This window comes from Marinobacter metalliresistant (assembly GCF_038098645.1).
Classification (GTDB): domain Bacteria; phylum Pseudomonadota; class Gammaproteobacteria; order Pseudomonadales; family Oleiphilaceae; genus Marinobacter; species Marinobacter metalliresistant.
The window spans coordinates 797,621-811,278 of the sequence record NZ_CP101118.1; the positions used below are offsets into that span (position 1 = coordinate 797,621).

Sequence of the window (13,658 nt, forward strand, 5' to 3'; positions counted from 1 at the left end):
TGTTTCCGTGTCCCGGGGAGGGCAGGTCCCGAAACTACCTTGATCCTTTCTTGAACAGTACCACCTCTACTGTTTGAATTATAATCAATAAATCCAGCAACAGGCTTTGATTCTTGATGTAATAGAGGTCGTAACAAAGTTTTTCCCGCGTGTCTTCCTCGTTGCCCGCGTACGCAAAGCATAGCTGGGCCCAGCCGGTCAGGCCAGGCTTTACGCGATGGCGCTCACTGTAAAACGGTATCTTTTCAGACAGCTGCGCCACGAACACCGGCCGTTCGGGGCGCGGGCCCACGAAGGCCATGGTGCCATTGAGAACGTTAAAGATTTGCGGCAGTTCGTCGATCCGTAATTTTCGGATAACGTCACCCACCCGGGTTACCCGGGTGTCGTTTTTGCTGGCCCAGACTGCTCCATTTTTCTCAGCATCGTTAATCATGGAGCGGAATTTGTACACTTTGAAGACTCTGCCGTTAAGCCCTACCCGTTCCTGGCTATACAGCATCGGCGCCCTGAAGCCATCCTCTGCTTTTATGGCTATGACGGTAAGGATCATCAACGGCAAACTCACAAGCAGGAGCGTTGTTGCTGCCAGGATATCCAGTGATCGTTTACCAAATCCGAAGACCGACGAGACGGTAAAACCATCGGTAAAAACCAGCCAGCCCCTGGTGACCATTTCCAGCGCAACTTTACGACTCTCCCGCTCATAGAAAGTCATACCGTCAACAATTTTTACGCCCTCCATCTTGCATTCCAGCAGGTCTTCCATGGGCAGGCCCTTGCGGCGATCATCCACGGCTACCACAATTTCACTGACCGGGTTCTTGATGATGAATTGGTGAAGTGTGGTGGGAATGTTCAGCAGGTAGTCGTCGCGGATCTCAACCGGCTCGTCCGGCAGGGGGACAAACCCCATCAGGATGAACCCCTTGCGGTTCAATGGTGCTTTAAGGTCTTCGTGAATCTGCCTGGCGCGAAAGCCAGCACCCAGTACCAGCACCTTTCGTTTGAAGGCGTCCTTGCCCACCGTGTCGAAGAAGATTGAGCGCGCGATACCGATCAGGAAAAAGCCGAACACAGACCCTGTTGTCAAAACACCGCTTTCACCGAGGTACCACAACCAGTCTGCTGCCAGCAGGTAGGCAAAACCGTTTAAAGGAATGCTGATAATCAGCGCCATGATGGTGCGGAGCATCATGCCCGACATGCCCTCCTCCAGGCGCGACTGGTGAACACCAAGCGCCACCATCACCAAAAGGTTCATTGCCGAAAAGACAACCGCTGATGGCAACAGAAATCGCAGGTTTTCAAGGAAGAAGGAAAGGTCGCCGAAGTAGCGAAAAAATACCGTCAGGGCGAAGGCAAACGCCAGCAGCAAAAAATCAATCAGGCCGAGGATGACATACGGAAGATGGATGTAATGCCTGAACAATCTGACGTGGGCCACGCCAACTCCTTTTGCTGCTCACAACAATGAAACAACGCATCCAGTGCGTTTACATACAGCGTTATATGAACAGCAGTGTACTGTAAATTCCTGTAACTGCAACCAACGGCAAACAGAATGAGCGTGTCAGCCGTTCAGGGTGCGTTCAGAATGTAAAGAAAACTGACAACACACGGCGCCCGGGTTGTCAGTTTCTTCTCTGTATCAGGCGTTACGACCGCTTGCGCATGCGGGCCAGAAAAAGCCCCAGGAGACCGAGCCCAAGCAGCGCCAGGGTGCCGGGCTCCGGGACCGCAACGGTACCGACGGTTACGTTATCCAGGCCGTAGCCGTCATTCGGTTTATTGGAAAAGATGGACACGCCGCCAAGGCCTGCCGAGTCAAAAATCGAGATGTAAAAAATCGTGCCGTTACCCAGGGCTGTTCCGAAGATGTCGTTGAAACTGAACCCCACGCCGCCAATCGAGAACCGGCCACCCGCATCGTTAGGATCTGTCATGTAGAACCCCATGGCATTGTAACCCGCAGCCGGCGAGATGCTCATTTCCCTGGCGTCCATGCTGTCCAGCCAGTTGTCACCGGATACCGGGTAGCGCCCGCTGAAAGGCGTTGTGCCTGCATCCAGAACGGCAAGGCCTTTCGTGCAGGTGTAACCGCCACTATCGCAAAGGCCGCCGGAACCCGGCACCGCGCTGGTAAAACTGCCGACACCCACCTGGGAGTTAATGGAAACTGACTGATCACCAGGGTTGTAAAAGGTATTGTTGTCGAACGTTTCGGTGAGATAGCCGCCGCTCAGGGTTGCCAGGAAGTTACTTTCGGCCTGGCCAGCGGCGGCTCCGCCCTGGGGGCTGACGGAAAGAATGGGTGCTGCGGAAACCCAGGAGCATGCGCCAAAGAGTAGTCCGGTCGCAATAATGGCTGTTGCCTTGTTCATATCAGTACTCCGTTTCACTGATTAATTCGCCTTCGCCGGAGTACTGAAGGCACATTTCGCGCCACAATGATAACTGTTTAAATTTCAGCTTGTTATGAAGCCCTTACCCACAAACTGTAAATTAAACCGACACCCACTGTTTCATATTCAGATCACAAAAAGCCCGACAAACTCATGCACTGGCGTGCCTTCCAGCGCTTTCTGATCCTTGCAGAGCTGGTAGATCCGGTCGCAACGCTGGCCAGGGAACCGGGTGGCAAGGTTGTTGTTGAATTTGTCTTCCAAGAGCGGAATCCCCTCCTTCCTGCGGCGACGGTGGCCGATGGGGTATTCAACCGCGACCTTGTCCGTGGCACTGCCATCCCTGAAGAACACCTGAATGGCGTTGGCGATGGAGCGTTTGTCTTCTTCCAGGTACTCACGGGTATACCTTTCATCTTCCACCACTTCCATTTTCTCCCGAACCCGGTCGATAAGCGGATTGGCTTCGTGGAAGCTGTCTTCGTAGTGTTCCGCGGTGAGACTCCCAAAAATCAGCGGGACAGCCACCATGTACTGAAGGCAGTGATCCCTGTCGGCCGCGTTCGCAAGCCTGCCCTGCTTGGAGATGATGCGGATGGCGGATTCGTGGGTGGTGATGACAATACGGTCGATCTCGTCGAGTCGGTCTTTGACCTGGGGGTGCAGGGCTACTGCCGCTTCCGCCGCTGTCTGGGCGTGGAACTCCGCCGGGAAGGAGATCTTGAACAGGATGTTCTCCATCACGTAGGAGCCTAGTTCCTGGGGTAAAGAAAACTGACGCTTATCCTCGGGCTTTAACTTCTGATCTTTGTTGGTCTTGCTGAACAGCACATCATAGAAGCCCCATTGGGGGGCTGTCAGTGCGCTCGGAATGCCCATTTCTCCTCGCATGGCGATATCGGCCAATCGTACCGCGCGAGATGTGGCATCGCCTGCTGCCCAGGACTTCCGGGAGCCTGCATTGGGCGCGTGGCGGTAGGTTCGCAATGACTGGCCGTCTACCCAGGCGTGGGAAAGTGCCGACAGCAATTGCTCCCGGTTAGCGCCCATCAGTCTGGCGGTGACGGCCGTGGAGGCCACTTTAACCAACACCACGTGGTCCAGTCCTACCCGGTTGAAGGAGTTTTCGAGCGCCAGCACACCCTGGATTTCATGGGCCATGATCATGGCCCCCAGCACGTCCTTCATGGTCAGCGGCTCTTTGCCTTCCGCCACCCTTTTCTGGGAAAGATGATCAGCAACCGCAAGAATACCCCCCAGGTTGTCGGACGGATGCCCCCACTCGGCAGCAAGCCAGGTGTCGTTGTAGTCCAGCCAGCGGATAAGGCAGCCAATATCCCAGGCCGCTTTTACCGGATCCAGCCGGAAGGAGGTTCCGGGAACGCGCGCGCCATGGGGCACTACCGTGCCTTCAACAATCGGGCCCAGGTGCTTTGTGCATTCGGGAAACCGAAGGGCCAGCAGGCCGCAGCCCAAAGTATCCATCAGGCAGTTGCGGGCGGTGTTCCAGGCTTCTTTGCTTTTAATCCGGTAGCCGAGGGTGTAATCGGTAATTGTCTGTATGAGCTGGTCGTAGTCGGGGCGTTCATTGAGATCGAATGTTGCTGACATGGCAGGGACTCCTTCGATTTTTGTGTCTTCCAGGTACAGACTAGCGCACCCGGCACCAAGGCCCAAGATCCAGAGGACAGCAAAAGGAAGGAAGTGCCGGGCACCATTCACTCCTCACTTCTCACTTCCAGTACCCGGACCTGGCTTGCCAGTCAGGCCTGACTCTTTCTTCTGCGCAAACCGAAAGCAGGGAACCCCCTGTTAACAAAGACTTAAAAGCGCATATTGTAAAGCCTGCATTACACTTCTCCACGAACACGTAAATAAAACTGACAACCGGGCGCTTAAATTTGTAGCATTTTATTTACAACCCCTTTCATATACACGTTATGTTTACATATCTCTTAACGTTAACCAGACCCGTAGGGCCAAATAACTAACACTTCCCTTAAATTTCAATTAGTTACAATTTAACATCCGGATAAAACCCAACCATGGTTAAATTGTTTTAATAAACAGGTCCCCGCTGCATTTCTCGGGTTTCACTTCAACTGTTTGTTTGCACTTCAGTTCTTTAAAGCAAACCGTTTTCAAAGTGGTAATGGTACAACATGGTTTTGCCGACCTTATCTCGCCTATAATCTCTGCGCAATTAATGAACAACCCATTAGCAAACTTTAACGAAGCATTCATAGAAGTCATCGATAAACCGTGGAAATGCCAGTGAATCGCACCGCTACCGAATCTGCAATTGACGAATGGGCCACTATTCTGGGTGAATCCGGAGTCGTTGCGGCTGACGCAGCAGAGTTTGGCGCCTCCACAATAGGAGCGAAGCGCTCAATTCCGGCTGTGCTCCGCCCTGAGAACCAGGAGCAGGTCGCAGCAGTTCTTCAGGTTGCGCAACGCTGGCAAGTTGCGGTTTATCCCGTAAGCACGGGCAATAACTGGGGCTACGGTAGTGCCAATCCGGTTGAAGACGGCTGCGTCATCCTTGATCTGAGCCGGCTTGACCGTATTTCCGATTTTGATCCCGACATGGGCGTTGTCACTGTTGGGCCCGGCGTAACCCAGGGCGCCCTGAGGGACTTCCTTGATCACCATGATGGCAATTATCTCGTTCCGGTAACCGGCGCGGGCCCCACCTGCAGCATTCTTGGCAATGCGCTTGAGCGGGGTTACGGCATCACGCCGATTACTGACCATTTTGCAGCGGTGACAAAGATAGAAGCGATCCTGCCCGACGGCACCCTTTACCGGACGCCGCTCAGCGAACTTGGCGGTGCGGAAGTGGACGGGCTTTTCAAATGGGGCCTCGGCCCTTATCTCGATGGGCTCTTCAGCCAGGGGAATTTCGGAGTGGTTGTGAATATGACCATCGCCCTTGCGCCGGCTCCCGACACCGTGACGGCGTTTTTCTTTTCCACGAAGGACGACGCCAAACTGGAAGCGCTGGTGCCCACCGTCAGGGCGGTGTTGCGAGCGCTCGGCGGTTCGGTTGTGGCGATTAACCTGCTCAACAGCCAACGCATGCTCTCGATGATGACACCCTTCCCTGAAGACAGGGCCATTGACGGTGTTCTGCCTGCTCACGAAGTTGAACGTCTCGCCAACAGTCATGGCGTTCCTGCCTGGAGCGGGGTTGGTGCGATTTATGCCTCAAAGGAGGTAGCCCGAGCGGCCCGACGCACGCTACGGCGGCTTCTGGGCCCGGTAACCGACCGTCTCGTTTTTATCAACCAGCGAAAAGTTGACCTGGCGCGGACTATTGCCCGCGTGCTACCCGGCAGGCTGGCTGCACGGGTTAAGGGCATGGCGGATACCCTCTCCGGCGCGCTGGAAATCATGCATGGCACCCCCAACGATGTCGCGCTGGCGCTGGCCTATTGGCGCTCAGGCACCCTGCCCGAGACTGGGCAGCCCAAAAACCCCGCACGGGATGGCTGTGGGCTCATATGGTTCGCGCCGCTGGTTCCGATACGGGGAAAAGACGTTCGCCGCTACATCAATATGATTGAACGAATTTGCCCGCAGTACGGTGTCAATCCGTTAATTACATTGACGACAGTAAACGATCGCTGCTTCGACTCTACCGTTCCCCTGCTCTTTGATCGCAGGGACGAGAATGCGACAGCACGGGCCAACGACTGCTATCGCGCCCTGTATGAAGCGGGGCAGAAAGAAGGCTTCCTGCCCTACCGCCTCAACATCGACGCGATGAGCACCCTGAATACCAGTGACTCTGCTTTCTCCAGGCTGGCCAGTCAACTGAAAGCTGCAGTCGACCCCAATTTCATCCTGGCGCCCGGACGTTACGTGCCCAGGATCAAGCGTTCCGAGGTCTGATGGGCTGTAACCTCGATACACCCGTTGTACGCCGCCAGTGGAAGTTAAGACGGCGCTTTTTCTCCATGGACTATCGTCAAAACAGCTCCCTGAACGGGAAAACATGAGGACCTGAAAATGAACACAGGGTTTGCACTTCGGCATGAAACAGAATACACAAATAACCAACCGACCCAGGAAGACGTCAGTACTATTTTCAACTCGGTATTCAATGTCGAGTTGGCGACGTCTCCAGAGGTGATTAACGAGGTCTTCGAACTTCGGTACAAGGTTTATTGCATTGACCGGCCTTTCGAGGACCCCGATTGCTTCGCTGATAAACGCGAGCACGATGCCTACGATCCGCGATCCGCGCACGCCCTGATCCGACACCAAATGACGGGAGACAGCGTTGCCACCGTTCGTCTCGTTATGACGGGCGATAACCCGGAACAGGCTGACTTTCCGATGGAAGCCCCCTGTATCCACCGGATGGGTCAGCAGGCACGGGACGCATTTGCAGGCGCACGCCGCGAGCGGATCGCAGAAATTTCCCGCATGGCGGTCAGCCGGGAGTTTCGGCGGCGTCTCAATGAGGGCGAATCAGCCTCGGGCACCAGCGATTTCGTCTGCTACAGCGATTCGGAAAATGGTAAACGCGCCATGCCCTATATCAGTCTTGGGCTTTTCGCCGCGATTCTCCAGATGTCGGTCAGACATGGCATAACCCACTGGATGGCAGTCATGGAGCCGGCGCAGCTGCGCCTGTTAAAGCGATTTGGTGTGGAGTTTGATCATGTGGGACCGGTGCTGGAGTATCACGGCCTCCGCCGCCCTGCCTTCACCGAGGCAGCGTCACTGATTGACGGTATCAGGAGGCGTCGTCCGGATGTCTGGTCGCTGATTACAGACGCCGGACGGTACCTGCCTGCAAAACCGAACTGAACCTGGCGATTTCGGCTTAGGGAAACGCTCGAACTGAAAAGGCCCCCGCTTGTTGGCGGGGGCCTTTATTCTACCGGCACTCTCATCTAAGCACTAAACTGCTCAGACGTTATGCCTTTGCTGCTTTTTTCCTGCGTGACAGGCCAAGTCCGGCGAGGCCCAGGCCCAACAACGCCAGGGTGCCTGGCTCAGGTACGCTAACCGGTGTAGCCTCGATACGGAACGAGGTCTCAAAAGTGTTGGGGCCGCCCTCAGGAGTCAGAAGACCAAGACATCCGTTAGCAGCCCCCGCAGCCGCACAGGCAGTATCAGGCAGCGTCGTCAGCCCAGCGAGCTCAAGGAACACCGAGTAGACGTAGCCCTCCATGGTGAACTGCTGTGGGGGAAGGGCGCCACCGGTATAGGGGCCCAAACCGTCAATGTCGGTCAGGGTGAAAATGTCACCGCAGGGCTGGGCTAATCCATCGGCACAGGACCCACTGCCCGGGTTGTTTGGCGTTTCCGTAAAGCGACTGTTGAAGGTAATCGAGGGCAGCACCTCGGTACTGCCAACACCCATCGGTGTAAGCGGATTCAGGGTGAGCGTGGAGGTCAGGTCAAACGTTAGCAGCGTATCAAAACTCGAATTGATGGTGTTGTTATCATGGGTAAATACGCCACCGTCTACGGAGACCCCATTGGTTACAAGTTTTGGAAGCGTACCATCCGTTGTGGAATCGACATCGGTAATCGAGACAGACGACCGACTCGCAGCTGTTGTTCCACCCCATGAAATCACATTTTCGTTGCTGGTATCCTGGGTACCGGGGTTGGTGTTCCCTTTATTAGTGAACGTTGCGTTCTCGAACTTGCTGTCGACCGTATAATCCCATGTGGTAATCAGATCCGCGCTGGCAGATGCCGCGCCCAGCGCAAATGGCACAACAAGCGTTGATAAAAGCGTTCTTTTAAGTGCAGTGTTCATAGTTATCTCTCCTTGAAGGTGAACGCTGGCAGCTGGAATTCAGGCAAGCACGTCAGCGGTGTATAGCTACACGCATCATCCATACCAAATATTTAAACTGATTATCTTTCATAAACTTAAAATTTCGGCCTGGTGGATGTGGAGATGCAGGTGTAAGTATCTTCGACATTGAAGGAGCGTAAATGCATCGTCTTCCACGCTATGTATTTTTTGGAGAGGTATGTAAGCAGGGTCGATTAGAACAAAAACATTTAAAGAGATCGATTTATAGTTATTACAGAATTAAAAATGCCGTTAAACAGCAGACTGACTTCCGAGTGCGTAAATTATGCTGACGCCAAGAACCCGGGACCGGGGTATATCGAACATGTTTATACGCTCGGATACGACTTCATCCAAAGCCACAAACCGCACCCCTCAATCTCACTGACTGTCTCAAGCCAGTCATCGAGATTCATGCCCAGGGTCAGCCGGTCCCGCCCCACAAGCAATGCAATTTCCCATGCTGATATAGCTGACACGAGAAATTGCCACACCATGGTCATAGGGTATAGTCATTACTATATATCCGGCAGATGACTACAGTAAGCAGCCATCTGACAATTGGGTACTTGGCACTCTCACCCAGCCAGGCGCATCACTCACTATCGGCCCAACAGATCGTCTATTTCAACCTGCAAAGCTTTCGCAATCGCTCTGAGAACTTTTGTTGAACCCGTTTTGGTGCCAGCCTCAATTTGTGACACATACGATTTGCCAATACCGGCTTCTGTGCCCAGTGATTCCTGAGTATAGCCGCGATATTCCCTCCAAATCTTCAGCGGGTGTTCATCTCCAGACATGAGGCGCTTAGCGATAGCCGCAGGAATGCTTTCATCTTCTCCGGCGGAAAGTTCAGCCATCGCAACATCGGCATCCTGAATATCACGCGCATCCTGTGCCATCTCAAGCAACTCTTGATACTCGGCATAGGGAATGACTGCGTATTCGGGTTTTCCCGATTTTTCAATAATCTGCACGCTCATTTATAAATATCTCCTCTGGCGCCGACTTTCAATACCAGTAAAATCAGCTCACCATTATCAAAACTGCAAATCGCCCTGTATCCACCCTGACGAAGGCGCCAATAAGGCTTTCCTTTCATCGGCTTCCAGTCGCCACGGTAGTTGTCTGGATCCAGCGCAATCGCTTCGAGTTCGGACATTATCCTTTCTGCTACTGGCCTGGGGGCTTTCTTCAGTGCTTTCAGTGCGGATTTTTTGTATTTCAGTGAGTACATGCGGAAAGTTTACGAATAGGTTTACTGTAGGTCAACACTTGGAATGAAAAACGAGCGAGCCTGATTGGTAAAGTGGGGCCGGTGACCAGTATTCAGGCGAAGCAGAGCCGGGGCAACCCCGGCCTTTAAATGCAGGCTTTACTAAGGTCCTGTCAGACCGAATCCCCCGGCACTCTCACCCAGGCACTCTCACCCAGGCACTCTCACCCAGGCACTCTCACCCAGGCACTCTCACCCAGGCACTTTCACCCAGGCACTCTCACCCAACCTTCCATTAACACCCTCGCACTGCGGCTCATGATGGCTTTGGTGGCGGTCCACTGGTTATTCACCAGACTGGCTTCTGCGCCAACCTGAAGAGTTCCGGATGGATGGCCGAAGGTGACGGAAGTCCGATCTCCGTCGCCGGCTGCAAGGTTGACCAGAGTTCCGGGAACGGCGGCTGCGGTGGCGATGGCAACAGAGGCGGTGCCCATCATGGCGTGATGGAGTTTGCCCATGGATAGGGCCCGGACCAGTACATCCACATCCCCTTCCCCGATCTGTTTGCCGCTTGATGACACGTAATCGGAGGGTTTGGCCACGAAGGCGACTTTCGGGGTGTGCTGGCGATTGGCGGCTTCCTTGATGTTCTGGATCAGCCCCATCTTCACGGCGCCGTGGGCGCGGATGGTTTCGAACATGGCCAGGGCTTTAGGGTCGGAGTTGATGGCGTCCTGAAGCTCGGTGCCTTTGTAGCCAATGTCTTCGGCGTTCAGAAAGATGGTGGGAATGCCGGCGTTGATCATCGTGGCCTTGAGGGTGCCTACGCCAGGCACTTCCAGGTCGTCCACCAGATTGCCGGTGGGGAACATGGAACCTTCACCATCCGCCGGGTCCATGAATTCCACCTGCACTTCAGCCGCGGGGAAGGTGACGCCGTCCAGTTCGAAATCGCCGGTTTCCTGGACTTCACCGTTGGTGATGGGCACGTGGGCGACGATGGTTTTCTTGATGTTGGCCTGCCAGATGCGCACGGTGCAGGTGCCATTTTCAGGAATCCGGTCTTTGGCGACGAAGCCGCCGTTGATGGCGAAGGCGCCCACGGCGGCTGTGAGGTTGCCGCAGTTGCCGCTCCAGTCTACGAAGGGCTTGTCGATGGAGACCTGGCCGAACAAGTAGTCCACATCGTGGTCCGGCTGGGTGGGCTCGGCCAGGATGACGGTTTTACTGGTGCTGGAGGTGGCGCCGCCCATGCCGTCGATCTGTTTCTGGTAGGGGTCGGGGCTGCCGATAACGCGCAGCAGGAGTTTGTCCCGGGCTTCGCCTGGAGTCTGGCAGGGTTCTGGGAGGTCCTGAAGGCGGAAGAACACGCCTTTTGATGTACCGCCGCGCATGTAGGTGGCGGGGATTTTAATTTGGGGAGCGTGGGTCATTTTTCTGCTCTCTTGGTGAAGACGGGGTCAGATGAAAATTTCATCTGACCCCTTTGTCGATGCTATGGGTGCGGTGAACATGGGGTCAGAAGAAGGCTTTCTTCTGACCCCTTCTTCAACCCCGACCTCGGAGTTTGAAAATGGGGTCTGACCCCACGGGGTCAGACCCCTTGTTTACGCAGCACCTTCCGATTGCAGGAAATCTTCCGCAAACCGCTGCAACACGCCACCCGCACTGTAGATCGATACTTCTTCGGCGGTATCCAGGCGACAGGTCACTGGCACGCGTTCGGTGCTGCCGTTCTTGCGGTGGATGACCAGCGTCAGTTCGGCACGGGGCGCCGGGGTGCCTTCTACGTCGTAGGTTTCAGTGCCGTCTAGGGCGAGGGTCTTGCGTGTGGTGCCTTCTTCGAACTGCAGGGGCATCACGCCCATACCGATCAGGTTGGTTCGGTGAATCCGCTCGAATCCTTCGGCCACAATTGCTTCGACACCGGCGAGTGCCACGCCCTTGGCGGCCCAGTCACGGGAGGAGCCCTGGCCGTAGTCGGCGCCGGCGATGATGATCAGCGGCTGCTTGCGCTCCATGTAGGTTTCGATGGCTTCCCACATGCGGGTGACCTTGCCTTCCGGCTCGATACGCGCCAGCGAACCCTGCTTCACGTTGCCGTTTTCATCCCGGACCATTTCGTTGAACAGTTTCGGGTTGGCGAAGGTGGCACGCTGGGCAGTCAGGTGATCACCCCGGTGGGTGGCGTAGGAGTTAAAGTCTTCCTCCGGCACACCCATCTTGTGCAGGTATTCACCAGACGCACTGTTCATCAGGATGGCGTTGGACGGCGACAGGTGATCCGTGGTGATGTTATCCGGCAACACCGCCAGCGGACGCATGCCCTTGAGGGCTTTCTCACCCACCATGCCACCTTCCCAGTACGGCGGGCGGCGGATGTAGGTGCTCTGCGGGCGCCACTCATATAGCGGGTTGGTGTTGGCCTGGGCATCCCGGGTGATGTCGAACATCGGAATGTAAGTGCTGCGGAACTGCTCCGGCTTGACGCTGGATTTCACGATGGCATCGATCTCCGCATCATCCGGCCAGATGTCCTTCAGGGTGACGGGGTTGCCGTCTTTGTCATAGCCCAGGGCATCTTTCTCGATGTCGAAACGGATGGTGCCGGCGATGGCGTAGGCCACTACCAGCGGCGGCGACGCCAGGAACGCCTGCTTGGCGTAGGGGTGAATCCGGCCGTCGAAGTTCCGGTTTCCGGAGAGCACCGCGGTGGAGTACAGATCCCGGTCGATGATTTCCTGCTGGATTTTCGGATCCAGGGCGCCACTCATGCCGTTACAGGTGGTGCAGGCAAAGGCCACCACGCCGAAACCGAGGGTTTCCAGCTCTGGCATCAGGCTGGCTTCTTCCAGGTACATCTTCACCGTTTTGGAGCCGGGCGCCAGGGAGGTTTTTACCCAGGGCTTGCGGGTCAGGCCCAGCTTGTTGGCGTTGCGGGCAATCAGCCCTGCCGCCACCATATTCCGGGGGTTGCTGGTGTTGGTGCAACTGGTGATGGCAGCGATGATCACCGCGCCATCCGGCATCTTGCCTTCTTCCTGTTCCCATTCACCGGCAATGCCGCGCTCTGCCAGCTCGGAAGTGGGCAGGTGAGCATGGGGGTTGGAGGGTCCGGCCAGGGTACGGGTGACTTTGGACAGGTCGAACTTCAGCACGCGCTCGTATTCGGCGTTCTTCATGCTGTCGGCCCACAAGCCGGTTTCCTTGGCGAATGTTTCTACCAGGGCTACCTGGTCGTCTTCACGGCCGGTCAGCTTCAGGTAATCGATGGTCTGGCCGTCGATATAGAACATCGCGGCGGTAGCGCCGTATTCCGGAGTCATGTTGGAGATGGTGGCACGGTCGCCGACGGTGAGGCTGTCAGCGCCTTCGCCGTAGAATTCCAGGTAGGCGCCGACTACGCGCTCCTTACGCAGGAATTCAGTGATGGCCAAGACCATATCGGTCCCGGTAATGCCCGGCTGCAGTCGGCCAGTCAGTTCCACGCCCACGATGTCCGGCAGGCGCATCATGGAAGCGCGACCAAGCATTACGCTCTCCGCTTCCAGACCACCCACACCCACGGAAATCACGCCCAGGGCATCAACCATCGGGGTGTGGCTGTCGGTGCCTACGCAGGTGTCCGGGTAAGCAACGCCATCACGAGCCTGCACCACCGGGGACATCTTCTCCAGGTTGATCTGGTGCATGATGCCGTTGCCCGGGGGGATTACGTCGACGTTTTTGAACGCGGTCTTGGTCCAGTTGATGAAATGGAAACGGTCGTCGTTACGGCGGTCTTCAATCTGACGGTTCTTTTCGAACGCGTCTTTTTCGAAACCGGCGTGCTCAACGGCCAGAGAATGATCCACGATCAGCTGGGTCGGAACCACAGGATTGACCTTGGCGGGGTCACCGCCCTTCTCTGCTATGGCATCACGCAGGCCTGCCAGATCCACCAATGCGGTCTGGCCGAGGATGTCGTGGCACACCACTCGCGCCGGGTACCAGGGGAAGTCCAGGTCGCGCTTGCGCTCGATCAGCTGCTTGAGGGAATCGGTCAGTGCCTCGGGATTGCAGCGGCGAACCAGTTGTTCGGCCAGGATTTTGGAGGTGTACGGCAGTTTGTCGTAGGCGCCGGCCTGGATGTCTTCCACAGCCTGGCGGGTGTCGAAATAGTCCAGGTCGGTGCCTGGGAGGGGTTTTCGGTAGTTGGTGTTCATGG

The 13,658-nt window shown here is 55.8% G+C and carries 10 protein-coding genes; 2 read left to right on the top strand and 8 right to left on the bottom strand.

The window, feature by feature from the left end; genetic code table 11:
- Nucleotides 1-34 precede the first annotated feature (34 nt).
- The 3 genes from NLK58_RS03720 to prpD form a co-directional block, all read right to left on the bottom strand.
- Complete coding sequence (locus NLK58_RS03720; RefSeq protein WP_339621292.1) at nucleotides 35-1,447, bottom strand: TIGR03013 family XrtA/PEP-CTERM system glycosyltransferase; 1,413 nt, start codon at nucleotides 1,445-1,447, stop codon at nucleotides 35-37.
- 211 nt (nucleotides 1,448-1,658) lie between these two features.
- Entirely contained in the window at nucleotides 1,659-2,384 is a 726-nt protein-coding gene (locus tag NLK58_RS03725) for a PEP-CTERM sorting domain-containing protein (protein ID WP_286803865.1), read from the bottom strand.
- Nucleotides 2,385-2,531: 147 nt separating this feature from the next.
- Nucleotides 2,532-4,016, bottom strand: a complete 1,485-nt coding sequence (prpD, locus tag NLK58_RS03730) for a 2-methylcitrate dehydratase (RefSeq protein ID WP_341582092.1) — start codon at nucleotides 4,014-4,016, stop codon at nucleotides 2,532-2,534.
- A 657-nt stretch (nucleotides 4,017-4,673) separates the two neighbouring features.
- On the opposite strand from prpD, the gene NLK58_RS03735 reads away from it, so the two are divergent.
- Together NLK58_RS03735 and NLK58_RS03740 are read left to right on the top strand one after the other, a co-directional pair.
- A complete protein-coding gene (locus NLK58_RS03735; RefSeq protein ID WP_341582093.1) occupies nucleotides 4,674-6,302 on the top strand; it encodes an FAD-binding oxidoreductase in 1,629 nt (542 codons plus the stop codon).
- Between the two features lie 117 nt (nucleotides 6,303-6,419).
- A complete protein-coding gene (locus NLK58_RS03740) occupies nucleotides 6,420-7,226 on the top strand; it encodes a PEP-CTERM/exosortase system-associated acyltransferase (RefSeq protein ID WP_341582094.1) in 807 nt (268 codons plus the stop codon).
- A 109-nt stretch (nucleotides 7,227-7,335) separates the two neighbouring features.
- Here the strand turns inward: NLK58_RS03740 and NLK58_RS03745 are convergent, their stop codons facing one another.
- From NLK58_RS03745 to acnD, 5 genes are all read right to left on the bottom strand, one after another.
- Nucleotides 7,336-8,190, bottom strand: coding sequence for a THxN family PEP-CTERM protein (locus NLK58_RS03745; protein ID WP_341582095.1), 855 nt, complete (start codon nucleotides 8,188-8,190; stop codon nucleotides 7,336-7,338).
- 644 nt (nucleotides 8,191-8,834) lie between these two features.
- Nucleotides 8,835-9,215 carry a helix-turn-helix domain-containing protein gene (locus NLK58_RS03750; protein WP_117617335.1) on the bottom strand — a complete coding sequence of 127 codons (381 nt, stop codon included), beginning with the start codon at nucleotides 9,213-9,215 and terminating at the stop codon, nucleotides 8,835-8,837.
- Nucleotides 9,212-9,469, bottom strand: a complete 258-nt coding sequence (locus NLK58_RS03755; protein ID WP_273073053.1) for a type II toxin-antitoxin system RelE/ParE family toxin — start codon at nucleotides 9,467-9,469, stop codon at nucleotides 9,212-9,214. Before NLK58_RS03755 ends, NLK58_RS03750 begins: the two co-directional genes overlap by 4 nt.
- A gap of 245 nt (nucleotides 9,470-9,714) precedes the next feature.
- Complete coding sequence (gene prpF, locus NLK58_RS03760; RefSeq protein ID WP_341582096.1) at nucleotides 9,715-10,884, bottom strand: 2-methylaconitate cis-trans isomerase PrpF; 1,170 nt, start codon at nucleotides 10,882-10,884, stop codon at nucleotides 9,715-9,717.
- Nucleotides 10,885-11,058: 174 nt separating this feature from the next.
- Complete coding sequence (gene acnD, locus NLK58_RS03765) at nucleotides 11,059-13,656, bottom strand: Fe/S-dependent 2-methylisocitrate dehydratase AcnD (RefSeq protein WP_341582097.1); 2,598 nt, start codon at nucleotides 13,654-13,656, stop codon at nucleotides 11,059-11,061.
- Nucleotides 13,657-13,658 lie beyond the last annotated feature (2 nt).

Excerpts from the sequence above, each read along its gene's own strand:
- NLK58_RS03725 (WP_286803865.1), bottom strand. The coding sequence starts at position 2,384 with ATGAACAAGGCAACAGCCATTATTGCGACCGGACTACTCTTTGGCGCA.
- prpD (WP_341582092.1), bottom strand. The coding sequence starts at position 4,016 with ATGTCAGCAACATTCGATCTCAATGAACGCCCCGACTACGACCAGCTC.
- NLK58_RS03735 (WP_341582093.1), top strand. The coding sequence starts at position 4,674 with ATGCCAGTGAATCGCACCGCTACCGAATCTGCAATTGACGAATGGGCC.
- NLK58_RS03740 (WP_341582094.1), top strand. The coding sequence starts at position 6,420 with ATGAACACAGGGTTTGCACTTCGGCATGAAACAGAATACACAAATAAC.
- NLK58_RS03745 (WP_341582095.1), bottom strand. The coding sequence starts at position 8,190 with ATGAACACTGCACTTAAAAGAACGCTTTTATCAACGCTTGTTGTGCCA.
- NLK58_RS03750 (WP_117617335.1), bottom strand. The coding sequence starts at position 9,215 with ATGAGCGTGCAGATTATTGAAAAATCGGGAAAACCCGAATACGCAGTC.
- NLK58_RS03755 (WP_273073053.1), bottom strand. The coding sequence starts at position 9,469 with ATGTACTCACTGAAATACAAAAAATCCGCACTGAAAGCACTGAAGAAA.
- prpF (WP_341582096.1), bottom strand. The coding sequence starts at position 10,884 with ATGACCCACGCTCCCCAAATTAAAATCCCCGCCACCTACATGCGCGGC.
- acnD (WP_341582097.1), bottom strand. The coding sequence starts at position 13,656 with ATGAACACCAACTACCGAAAACCCCTCCCAGGCACCGACCTGGACTAT.